This is a genomic window from Paenisporosarcina sp. HGH0030, from assembly GCF_000411295.1.
Classification (GTDB): Bacteria; Bacillota; Bacilli; order Bacillales_A; family Planococcaceae; genus Paenisporosarcina.
Genome location: NZ_KE150421.1, coordinates 2,463,639 through 2,475,749 on the forward strand (window position 1 = coordinate 2,463,639; position 12,111 = coordinate 2,475,749).

Annotated in this window: 10 protein-coding genes; 1 reads left to right on the forward strand and 9 read right to left on the reverse strand. The window is 39.6% G+C overall.

What is annotated here, in order from left to right:
- Nucleotides 1-9: 9 nt before the first annotated feature.
- The 5 genes from HMPREF1210_RS11730 to HMPREF1210_RS11750 form a co-directional block, all read right to left on the reverse strand.
- Nucleotides 10-825 carry a two-component system regulatory protein YycI gene (locus HMPREF1210_RS11730; RefSeq protein WP_016428908.1) on the reverse strand — a complete coding sequence of 272 codons (816 nt, stop codon included), beginning with the start codon at nt 823-825 and terminating at the stop codon, nt 10-12.
- Nucleotides 812-2,143, reverse strand: a complete 1,332-nt coding sequence (locus tag HMPREF1210_RS11735; protein ID WP_016428909.1) for a YycH family regulatory protein — start codon at nt 2,141-2,143, stop codon at nt 812-814. The genes HMPREF1210_RS11730 and HMPREF1210_RS11735 overlap by 14 nt, the downstream gene beginning before the upstream one ends.
- Complete coding sequence (gene walK, locus HMPREF1210_RS11740) at nt 2,134-3,951, reverse strand: cell wall metabolism sensor histidine kinase WalK (protein ID WP_016428910.1); 1,818 nt, start codon at nt 3,949-3,951, stop codon at nt 2,134-2,136. Before walK ends, HMPREF1210_RS11735 begins: the two co-directional genes overlap by 10 nt.
- Before the next feature lie 5 nt (nt 3,952-3,956).
- Complete coding sequence (gene yycF, locus HMPREF1210_RS11745) at nt 3,957-4,664, reverse strand: response regulator YycF (protein ID WP_016428911.1); 708 nt, start codon at nt 4,662-4,664, stop codon at nt 3,957-3,959.
- Between the two features lie 227 nt (nt 4,665-4,891).
- Nucleotides 4,892-6,367 carry a peptidoglycan DD-metalloendopeptidase family protein gene (locus HMPREF1210_RS11750; protein WP_016428912.1) on the reverse strand — a complete coding sequence of 492 codons (1,476 nt, stop codon included), beginning with the start codon at nt 6,365-6,367 and terminating at the stop codon, nt 4,892-4,894.
- Nucleotides 6,368-6,723: 356 nt separating this feature from the next.
- On the opposite strand from HMPREF1210_RS11750, the gene HMPREF1210_RS11755 reads away from it, so the two are divergent.
- On the forward strand, nt 6,724-7,629 hold the full coding sequence (locus HMPREF1210_RS11755) for a YitT family protein (protein ID WP_016428913.1): 906 nt from the start codon (nt 6,724-6,726) through the stop codon (nt 7,627-7,629).
- A 58-nt stretch (nt 7,630-7,687) separates the two neighbouring features.
- Here the strand turns inward: HMPREF1210_RS11755 and HMPREF1210_RS11760 are convergent, their stop codons facing one another.
- The 4 genes from HMPREF1210_RS11760 to dnaB form a co-directional block, all read right to left on the reverse strand.
- A complete protein-coding gene (locus HMPREF1210_RS11760; RefSeq protein WP_036659594.1) occupies nt 7,688-8,272 on the reverse strand; it encodes a hypothetical protein in 585 nt (194 codons plus the stop codon).
- Nucleotides 8,262-9,185, reverse strand: coding sequence for a hypothetical protein (locus HMPREF1210_RS11765; RefSeq protein WP_036659596.1), 924 nt, complete (start codon nt 9,183-9,185; stop codon nt 8,262-8,264). Before HMPREF1210_RS11765 ends, HMPREF1210_RS11760 begins: the two co-directional genes overlap by 11 nt.
- A 90-nt stretch (nt 9,186-9,275) precedes the next feature.
- A complete protein-coding gene (locus HMPREF1210_RS11770; protein WP_016428916.1) occupies nt 9,276-10,562 on the reverse strand; it encodes an adenylosuccinate synthase in 1,287 nt (428 codons plus the stop codon).
- A gap of 180 nt (nt 10,563-10,742) precedes the next feature.
- Nucleotides 10,743-12,104 carry a replicative DNA helicase gene (gene dnaB / locus HMPREF1210_RS11775; protein WP_016428917.1) on the reverse strand — a complete coding sequence of 454 codons (1,362 nt, stop codon included), beginning with the start codon at nt 12,102-12,104 and terminating at the stop codon, nt 10,743-10,745.
- Nucleotides 12,105-12,111 lie beyond the last annotated feature (7 nt).

Genomic DNA, 12,111 nt, shown 5'->3' on the forward strand with positions numbered 1-12,111 from the left:
GAAAACTCCTTACTCTACTTCTTTTTTCTCGGACTCTTTGTTAAATTCGATAATCTTTCCTTCTACGGCATTTACAAAATAGTCTTCCTTCGAGCCATCTTGTAATTCTACACGAACTCGCCAAGTCGGTGCAAACACTTGTGTTTCCGTCAATTGAACGAGTGTGGAATATCCTAAACTGATATTTGTAATCGTCGAATTTGGTTTCAATAAATTCCGTGTATATAATACTTCAACTGCTTTCTCATCCGGCAATAGGTTTTCGGTTTGCTCAAAATCATCTTCCAGCTCTTCGAAGGCCGTTTGTTCATATCTATATATTTCATTATCTTCATTCCAATAAATTGTGAGAAGCGCATTTTGGTTAAAGAAGATTTGACGATTATTGATAGTTTGGAAAAACACTGCTTTTTTAGCTTCTGCATCAACCTCATACAAGTCGTATGACGAGCCTTCGAATACATGCGTATTAACAAAGTCCTTGAGTGTTGCCGGGTCTTCCAAACTTGCTAATACCACTGGTTTTTTAAATGTAGCTACAAGTTCAGTACGATCAAATATTTCAAAGGTTTGATTATCCAATGTTTTTAACTTTTCAGGAGAGTAGACACGAATGTTGCCGGAAACATATGATTCTTTCAGTGTATTTTCAGGCGCACTCTCATAACGAATGTTATCCGCTTGCAAACGTTCTTCAATTGTTGTTTCACCCAGCACTTCGACTTCCTGTGCTTCATTGTAACGAGTTAAATATAGTGAATACAAGAAGACGTTTAAAATAGAAAACACGATAATGAAGATGGTTTTTGTTTTATTCCAATCCAAACTTCCCACCTCCTAAAACATCAGGTGAAATGCGAGACCACTGATTGTTTGATAAATAAAACCAGGATGGTTCCAATGTCAATAATCGTCTTTCGTCATCGCGTGTTAAATAATAGCCCGTGGTAATTTCATCGATATTGTTAAAATCAAGTTCTTTCACGGTTTTCATGACACGTGAAGCTTTCTCACCTGAAGGCAACGTTGAAATCACGGTATCAAATGCCAACGACAGATCAAGCGTATAGTATGGTCTCCGATAGCGATAAATCCCGGGGTCTCCCCAAAACGCCGTTATTTTTGTAGATGTTTCATCACTGAATACGGGATATCCCAACAAATATAATTGGTAATCTATTTGCTGCTTGTCCGGGTTGATACTTGCAAAACGAAATTCATCTGTCCAGCCCCCGTGTTCATTTACATAATCCAAGCTATCAAAAATCAACTTAGATGGCTCGGCTGGTACAAAAGTTTCAGCAGAAGGATTCACAAAACTTAATGTGCGTTCAAGCAAGTTCACATTCATTAATGAGGTTCCATCTGAATATTCTTCATTTGTTGCGCCTACAGGACTTTGACGAACTAGATTTGGGTCACTGAACAGGGCGTCCCTGAAGCGATTGGGATCTATTTCTTGCAGGTAATATGTGTAACGGATACTTTCCACATCTTTTGCTGTAACAAAAAGTGAAGACCTTCCTTTTCGTTCAATTTCCGTGAACTGTGTAAAATTAGCCGTCGGTGATACTACTTCTTGCTTCAATAAATTCATATCAACATTACCTGCAATTGCTGAATACAGTTTTTTGGATTTTGAACTGGCAAAGTAGATTTTCAGTTCATTATTATCAATACGATTCCAATTGACAATTAAGCGATCAAATTCATTTTCAGGTATGTTTGTCATCGAAAATGGCAAAATGATATCATATACCGGAAACGGCACATCATCCGGGAAGAATAGGGTAAAGCGATCAGGCGCATGAATTAGTTCATTTAAATCCATTTCACTTAAATTATTGTTCTCTAATTTCAACTCACTGACTTCCCAGTCCTTCATGACATTAATAACACGATCCAAGTCAAACGGAGACATAGAACCAGTCATTTTGTTTTCCCGACTCGCTATCATTTTATATGGTTTGATTACATCATCTACACGTTTTTGATCTGCAATTGATATATTGAGTACCGGTGCTTGTTTAATGGTTTCATAGTTCGGTGTATAGGTCCATATTGTAAACGTCAGTGTCACACTTAAAACGACAAGCAAGGTGAGGACAATCGATTTAATTTGCTCTACATACTTCAATCCCATTCACCTGCCTCATCCAACTCAAATGGCAACGTAAAGAATATCGTCGTCCCATGTCCTTCTTCACTCTCTGCCCAAATGGCTCCACCGTGTGCTTCAATCATTTCCCGGGCAATAGCTAGTCCAAGTCCTGAGCCCCCCATTGACCTTGCACGCGCGCGGTCCACACGATAAAAACGGTCAAAAATTCGTTCTACATTTTCTTTTGGAATTCCCATGCCATCATCCGATACCATCACTTTTAAGAATCCTTCTTGCACAATAATGCCAAAACGAATATTACCGCCATCCGGCGAATATTTTAAAGCATTCGAAATGATATTATCAATGACTTGTGTTAATTTATCAGCATCGATTTCCACAAAGAATTGTGAATCTGGCAATAATCGTTGGAAATGAACTTGTTGTGATTTCGACATTTCAAAACGATCGATGATTCGATTGAAGAATTTAATGAACTCAACAAACTCTTTATTCAAATCGTAAGAACGGCTGTCCATTTTCGATAACTGTAACAGGTCATTAACCAAACGAATCATACGCTCAGTTTCCGTCTGCGTAACATTCAGGAATGAAGGTGCTAATTCCTGGTCTCGCCACGCGCCATCCGCAAGGGCTTCTAAGTAGCTGCGCATCGTCGTTAATGGTGTCCGTAGTTCGTGTGATACGTTGGCTACGAATTCACGACGCTCCATATCAATTTTCTCTTGTTCGGTATTGTCATGAAGAACTGTAATCAGGCCATTTACGAATCCTGTTTCTTTCTGAATGACCGAGAAATTTGCTCGCAGAATATACGGACGTTCTGGTGAGCTGAAGTCCAAGTTAATGGACTCTTTCATATGAATTAAATCTTCAAATGCATATTCCGCTTCTATTCCAAGAACGGATGAAATGGGACGATGTAATACCAGTTCTCTTGATACTCTCAACAGTCTCAGAGCTGGATCATTGATTAAAATAATGCGCCCTTTTCGATCCGTTGCAATTACGCCATCCGTCATGTTAGAAAGGACTGACGCTAGTTTGCGTCGTTCACCTTCCGTAGTGGACTGGGCTTCTTGCAGACGGTTGGTCAAGTGATTGAAGGCAATTGCCAATTGCCCAATTTCATCATTTCCGTAAACGCGCACTTTACGGGAGAAGTTCCCTTTTGCCATAGCCTGTGCTTGTCTGCGCATATCCGAAATCGGCCGTGTGATGGTCTGGGCAATCAAAATCCCCAAAATGATGGTGATGGCAAGTGACATCGCTGTACCACCAGCAAGAATTCGGTTAATTTCATTCATCTGCTCAAAAACTGTTTCGATATTTGATTCCAAGTAAATCGTACCGAGTACTTCACCTTGATCTATTATAGGTGAAGTGAGAACCCAAATACGATCGCCTTTTTTTAATGAAATTTTATTGTCTGGTGTTTCAGAAGATATGGATCGACGGACCATCGCATCTGTTGAACGTTGACCAACAATGGATTGATTGGTCGTTTCGGATGTTGCTAGAATACGAAAATTGGGATCAATCACACTAATTTCATTAATATCTTCCGAACGGATACTGAATAGAACAGAACGTAAACTTTGCTCTAAAGTGGGGTCTTCTTCTCCCCGCTTCTTTATAATTTCTTCACGCACACTAAACTCCACCAAATCCACTCGTTCTTTAATGGAATTGGTGAAGCTCTCTTTAAGCGTATGTTCTAATTCACGCGCAAAATATATTCCTATGATTTGCATTGCCAATATAATAAGCAATATATAAACAAGGACAATTTTGACGTGAATTGATTTAAAAAAGCCAACCTTTTGCATTCTGTCTACTCCTGTTCAGGATTACGCAAATAATACCCTACGCCGCGACGTGTCACAATCCATGCAGGGTGACTTGGGTTATCCTCAATTTTTTCACGAAGGCGACGAATGGTTACGTCTACAGTACGAACATCCCCAAAATAATCATAACCCCATACAGTTTGCAGTAAATGTTCGCGTGTCATCACTTGACCGATATGTTTTGCCAAGTAATGTAGCAGTTCAAACTCACGGTGTGTCAGTTCAATTGATTCCTCTCTTTTCAAAACTAAATACGCATCTGGCTGAATAATTAATGAGCCAACCGCAATATCATTTGACGCATCTTCTGCATCTTCTGATTGTACGGTTTGATGGCGACGCATATTGGCTTTCACACGGGCAATCAATTCACGAGTACTGAACGGTTTTGTTACATAATCATCTGCACCTAATTCCAAACCAAGAACTTTATCAATTTCCGAGTCTTTCGCTGTCAGCATGATAATAGGAAAATCGTGTTTTTTACGAATCTCACGACAGACTTCCATTCCATCCCGGTTTGGTAACATAATATCCAGTAACATCAAATCGGGTTTGATTTCTTCTGCTTTTGCTAAAGCTTCATCACCGTCATAAGCACAAACGACATTGTAGCCTTCTTTCTTTAAATTGAATTGTAGAATGTCCGCAATCGGCTTCTCGTCATCTACTACTAAAATTGTTTTACTCATTGTTCGTCATCCTCTCTTGCCATCTATCTATTTAAATATGAATTGACCTCTTTATACTACTTACTCTATCACGCTTTACTATGTTACGCACCTATCGACTAGAGGAATCAGAATGTTGAATATTTCCCGGGTAATATTTCGACAAGATTCTTAGATAAACTAACACTCTATTGTCGATGAATATAAAAAAACGGCCAACTCTGTCGAATTGACCGCTTCCGCGTATATTATTTTTTTAAAAACTTAAGAGGATTTACGTTTACACCATTATGTTCTACTTCAAAGTGTAAATGTGTTCCAGTAGATCTACCTGTTGACCCCATTACACCTATTTTTGAACCGACAGGAACAGTTTCTCCTACGTTAACATTAATTGATGCTAAGTGAGCATATGTTGTTTCATAACCATTTTGATGATCAATAACTACTTTGTTACCGAATGTACCATCTGCTCCAGCAAATTTCACAACGCCGTTATCAGCTGCTTTAATTGCAAAGCCGTCAGGACGTGCAATATCGATTCCACGGTGCATTCGTCCCCACCGTTGTCCCATCCCACTAGATATGTAGCCACCTTCTGCCGGCCATGCGAACATACCTGACCCACGAGATGGAACGACTTTAATACCTTTTAAAATAATATTGTTTTTCACTTCTTTTACTACTGCTTCATCTTTAATTGATTTGCCCACGCGTGTCCCGTTATTCTCACGGATAACGTATGTCATTTCTTTGGCACCATTGCTGCCTTCTTGAATGACTTTGGAATCCCCTTTAAGCATATCTTTCGATTCGCGTACTTGGTTTTCAAATTGAATTGCTTCTGTCACTCTTTTCTCGCGAACAACTTCAATGTTCACTAAAGGTTTTAAAGCTGTTACCTTCAATTTCTCTCCAATTTGAAGAACGCTATTTTCATTGACACTTTTGTTCAGCTTTGTTAAATCCGCTGTAGTCAAATCATGGTTTGCTGCTATTTTGCTGAATACATCTCCAGATTTTACGGTATATGTTTTCTCTTCCAAAGCACCTTTTTGAAGGTAATCTACTGCTTGATCAACAGTTAAAACCTTTTCTGGTTTTGCTTGTTTCGTAACACCTGAAATTGATTCTTTTAAATTAATATCCAAAACTCGTGTTTCATTGTTCTTTAATGGGGGTAAAGAATTGTTAGAATCTTTTCGATTTTCCAATTCGGTGAGTTCTTTTTCAGAAACGGTCTGAAGTTTCAGTTTGCGGATTACTTCATGATATGCTTCCAAGTCTTTGACGTAGACGGCAATCTCGTCATTGACCGACAAGGCAAATGCATCCGCTGTGACAGTTACCAGATTGTCCAGCTTGTCTAATGTTTCCTTATCATTTGTTTCTGCATTAAAAACTTGTTCTGAGATGATGGATAAATTGGAGCCACTTAGATTTAGATCTTTGTATTGGGAGCTTGACTCAGTAATTTTTTCATTAACAAGCTCTTTTACTGCTTTTTCATCTGAAACCGTACCTACATATTCGTCATTTGCATATATATGAAAAATTTCCTGTAATTGACTGTCCTCTTTGTCTTTTGCAAAACTGATATTAAATGTAAAGCTTGAAGCAAGCACTGCTGTTATGGCTGCTTTTTTCATTATATTTGATGTGCGGTTTGGCTTGCGGTCGGATGAAATCTTATCCCCATCACCAGTATTCCTTTTCAAATGCATGATAAAGCCCCTCTCAAAATTTCATCCGTAAAACGAATGGTTCTTTTTATTGTGAAAAATTTCACGCCCCTTTAATTTAACATATCCTTTTTAACACTGGTAAAGAAATGTCATTTTGTAAAGAAAATGACTCATTCTTACCATCAATTGCATTTAATTGTTTTATTTTGTAAGTTTACACGGGCTTTTCTCTTAAATCAATTGAAGATTCAACATATTTTTTCTATCTTTCGACCCTTCTCATTCATATTTCATGTACTTTTTTGTCATTTTTGTAATAATAATAGCGTTCTTCTATCGAATATCCTTAATATAGGGTAAAATAAGAGTATTCAAGGCGAAATGAGGTATCCCATTTGACAGACGAACAACAAGAGAGAAATGCCAAAATAAAAACCGCATACGTACATCGTCGGGCTTCCAAAACCGTAATAGCGAAGCGCATCTTCATGATTATTATTGGTGCCGTATTTATGGCAATGGGAATTGAGTTGTTTTTGGTACCGAATCATTTATTGGATGGTGGAATTGTCGGTATATCCATTATCTTGTCTCACCTGACTGGTCTTCAAATTGGATTATTTATTTTCCTATTAAACATCCCCTTCTTTTTTTTCGGGTATAAACAAATTGGGAAAACATTTGCCCTTTCTACTGTATTAGGAATTACGGTTCTTTCTATTTGTACATACTTTTTACATCCAGTTGCACGTTTTACTGATGACTTGTTACTTGCTACCGTCTTTGGCGGCATTGTACTTGGCATTGGTGTCGGTCTTGTCATTCGCTACGGTGGCTCATTGGATGGAACTGAAATTTTAGCTATTTTGTTCAGTACGAAAAGCGTTTTTTCCGTCGGGGAAATCATTATGTTCTTCAATTTGATAATCTTTACTGTCGCTGGTTTTGTCTTTACTTGGGAGCAAGCTATGTATTCCGTACTCGCTTATTTCATCGCTTATAAAATGATCGATATTGTCATTCAAGGCTTTGATGAATCCAAGTCGGTTTATATTATTAGTGATCTTGTAGATGAAGTCGGCGAAGCGATTATGGATCGTCTCGGTCGTGGAGTCACTTATTTACATGGAGAAGGCGCATACACAGGTGATGATAAAAAAGTTATTTTCACCGTTATTACACGTCTGGAAGAAGCAAAATTAAAAACAATCGTGGAAGATATTGATCAACAAGCGTTCGTCGCCATTGGCAATATTGCTGAAGTACGCGGTGGACGATTCAAGAAACGTAATATTCACTAATATGCACTCTATATAAAAATGCGCTGCCCAATATTGGGACAGCGCATTTTTAATTGGGTCATTCCATTGGATATACCCGTCCCTGGTCGGGTGGGAAGGTTTTCTGTAGATTACGGAGAGTGATAATAAACGCGACATGAACACTGAGCGTCAACACAATAATAGCTACCGCAACTGTAGACTGAACATCCTGTTTCATATTAATTAAAAACGACTGAATAAACGTTGAAGTGAGTGTTATGGTCATATAGACAATCATAATTTTTTTAATGCCATTCTGTTTTTCAGCCGCTTCAATTGGATAATCCACTTCATGCATCAGCATTCTGAATACATAATACATCAAAATTAAGTCAATCAGCGTGACACTAAAGCCATATACCAGCCAAGATGTACTGTTAACTTGCATTTGAGTGAGTACTTCTCCTGATAAAAACAGTGTAGGAATGGATAGAGCCATTAGGACAAAAGCAGTTATTACAGCTTTTTTAGCATTCGGCTTTCCTGCGGCAAGTTGATGAATGCCTGATGCGATCATCATATATCCCAGTGGGTCAGGAAGAAAATCGAAAAAAATATGAACGTCCAGCAAAACCAATAAGAACCCGGCAATCATATACTTGAATGCTCTTCTATTTTCCATCTTTAACCACTTTCTCCAACATGCTCCGTAGATCTTCATCTGAAAGCTGTGGAATATGATGCAAGGGAAATGAAGCCGTAAAAAACTGTCCAGCAGCCGTTTCCCCTTCCCATGGAATCCATGCATCGATTGCCTTATTATTAGTCGACTCTATTTGTATGTATAAGCCGACACTACCTTGTGGTTCCAATACGATGGGCCAATTGACGTCTTTGGCAAGAGGTTGTTTTACATCGCTCCAATTAGGCATAACTTCTGCTTGATAGATAGGATCGGGAATTCGGGCTTCTTCTCCTTCATAATGTACTTTAACTTGAACATCCTTCGCAATATTTTCAGGCACAACGAATTCTTTCATTTTTAACTGTTCTTCTGCAGAATATATGCTGGAATGAAGACCGTCTGAAGTACTTCCAGTCGATATGCCCTTCAATTTAGGATCTTGTCTGAGCGTTGACGGCGTGATTCGAATTTCTCCGATGTCAAAATGTCCAGCCGTTCCGTCACTGAATTGTAGGAATACATTGGTCCCTATATAGGACTTATCTTCTTCGCCTTCAAGAGACAGCATGGATGGGTCAAATTCAGCTTTCAGTAGAAGATGTTGATTGAACTCCTGGACGATATTTGGTGAGTTGTATATCGAATTCTGATTTCCATGTAACCACATGTCATTGCTCGGTGAGACGTTCGGGAGCGAGAATCCATCCACTTCAATCGTTTGGAGAATTGCCGGATTGTTTTTATTGGTCAAATAGTAAATGTTGAATAGGTGTGTCTGGTCCATTGGTCGTTCGATATAATGTTCCAGAACAATGGGTTCATCCAAAAATTTCGCCTCGTAAGTGGTTATATTAATCGTCCAAGCCACAATGATTGCCAGCAGTGCTCCCCAAAACCAAAATCTCTTCATTTATTTTCAACCCCAAATCGTATGAAAATTCACATTACTTTTACATACGAAAAAGAACGGGAAAAGATTCCTTTTCCCGTTCAATAAAATTTAGCGCCAAACGCTCGCAATGATATTTGTTTGATTTCGATCTGGTCCTACTGAGAAAATCGAAATTGGAACACCAGTTAATTGTGAAATGCGTTCCAGGTAGTGTCGTGCATTTTCCGGAAGCTCATCGAGTGATTTACAAGATGTCACATCTTCGCTCCAACCTGGCAATTCTTCATAGACAGGTTTACAGTCAGCCAGCATACGTAAGTTTGCTGGGTATTCCGTAATCAGTTCCCCGTTGTAACTGTAAGCTGTACAAATCTTCACTGTTTCCAAACCAGTTAACACATCAATCGAATTGACCGTTAGATCTGTTAAACCACTCACACGACGTGCATGACGTACAACTACACTGTCGAACCAACCGATGCGACGTGGACGACCAGTTGTTGTCCCATACTCTTTACCGACTTCACGAATTTGATTGCCGACTTCGTCAAACAATTCCGTTGGGAACGGACCGTCTCCAACACGAGAAGTATATGCTTTACATACACCAACCACATGGTGAATTTTCGTTGGTCCGACTCCGGCACCGATTGTAACGCCACCCGCTACTGGGTTAGATGATGTTACAAAAGGATAAGTACCTTGGTCGATATCAAGCATAACGCCTTGTGCACCTTCAAACAGTACGCGGCGGCCTTCATCCAATGCATCGTTCAATACTTTAGATGTATCTGTTACGTACTTCGCAATTTCTTGCCCGTAGCCGTAATACTCTTCAAGAATTTCTTCTTTTGTAAAACCTTCTGTCTCATAGAACTTATCGAACAAACGATTTTTCTCTTCTAGATTACGTTCAAGTTTTTCTTCAAATACTACTTTATCAAGTAAGTCGGCCATACGAATACCTACACGTGCTGCTTTATCCATGTAAGCCGGTCCGATTCCTTTACCTGTAGTTCCAATCTTGTTTTCACCACGACGAGCTTCTTCCACTTCGTCTTGCTTCAAGTGGTAAGGTAAAATGACGTGTGCGCGGTTAGAAATACGTAAGTTTTCTGTCGTTACCCCACGTTCATGTAATCCTTTTAACTCTTTCACTAATGCTTTAGGATCGACAACCATACCGTTACCGATTACTGAGATTTTGTCTTTATAAAAAATACCTGATGGAATCAAGTGAAGCTTATACGTTTCTCCACCGAAAATAATGGTGTGTCCAGCATTATTCCCACCTTGATAACGTGCAATTACTTCTGAATTCTCGGATAGGAAGTCGGTAATTTTCCCTTTACCTTCGTCTCCCCATTGTGTTCCTACTACTACAACTGATGTCATAATCAGCACCTCCGTCAGACGCTGTCACGCGTCCTGAATCAAACAGTGTTATTGTATCAACTGAAACGGCTGAAGTCAACCAAAAACAAGAAAAAACACGAACGGAAAAATGTTTTCAGACATTTATCGTTCGTGTTTTTGCATCAATCACAATTTAGAGATATTTGCTGCTTCGCTTTTCTAGTAATCCGGGGTAGGTTGTTGGTGCTGGCTCCAGTCAATGTTAACGAATTTGTTGAACTCTTTAACAAAAGCCAGGGTTACCGTCCCTGTCGGACCATTACGTTGTTTTGCGATGATGATTTCAATCATGTTTTGATTCTCGGTTTCTTTATCGTAGTAATCCTCACGATATAGGAACGAAACAATATCGGCATCTTGCTCAATACTTCCGGATTCACGTAAATCGGACATCATCGGACGCTTGTCCTGACGTTGTTCCACACCACGGGAAAGCTGTGACAAGGCGATAACTGGAACTTGGAGTTCACGAGCAAGGGATTTTAATGAACGGGAAATTTCCGATACTTCTTGCTGACGGTTTTCTTTCCCATTCCCGCTTCCTACAATCAGTTGCAAGTAATCAATCAAAATCATGCCAAGTCCATACTCTTGTTTCAAACGACGGCACTTCGAACGGATTTCATTAATCCGAATACCCGGTGTATCGTCAATAAAAATACCTGCGTTGGATAAACTCCCCATCGCCATTGTTAGTTTGCGCCAATCTTCAGCAGTTAATGCACCTGTACGTAAAACTTGGGCATCAATATTTCCTTCTGCACACAGCATACGCATGACAAGCTGCTCAGCACCCATCTCCAAACTGAAGATGGCTACGTTCTCTTCTGTCTTCGTTGCTACGTTTTGCGCTACGTTTAACGCAAACGCTGTTTTACCAACAGACGGACGTGCGGCTACAATAATTAAATCGTTCCGCTGGAAACCGGCTGTAATACGGTCTAAATCACGGAATCCTGTGGGAACCCCTGTTATATCGCCCTTACGTGAATGGAGAAGTTCAATGTTGTCATACGTTTGAACAAGTACATCTTTAATGTGCCTGAAATCACCCGCATTTTTTCGATTGGAAACTTCCATCATTTTCTTTTCGGCTTCAGATAACAAGGCCTCGACTTCGTCTTCACGTGTAAAGCCATCTTCGACGATATTGGTCGCTACACGAATTAATCGTCGCAGTAACGCCTTTTCTTCAACAATCCGTGCATAATGTGCGATGTTTGCGGCAGTTGGTACTGAATTTGCAATTTCCGATAAATACGAAAGTCCACCGACATCTTCAAGTTCTTTTTTCGATGCTAACTCTTCCGTCACTGTTACAACGTCAATTGGTTTTCCTTGATCACTGAGGCGATTCATCGTTTGGAAAATCTTTTGATGTGCCACGCGATAAAAGTCTTCGTATTGTAGAATTTCTGCTGCCGTAATGAGCGCTTGAGGCTCTAAAAAGATGGCCCCTATCACGGACTGCTCGGCTTCTTGGTTGTGAGGGGGTATCCGGTCCATCATGGGCTCGCTCATTAACGTC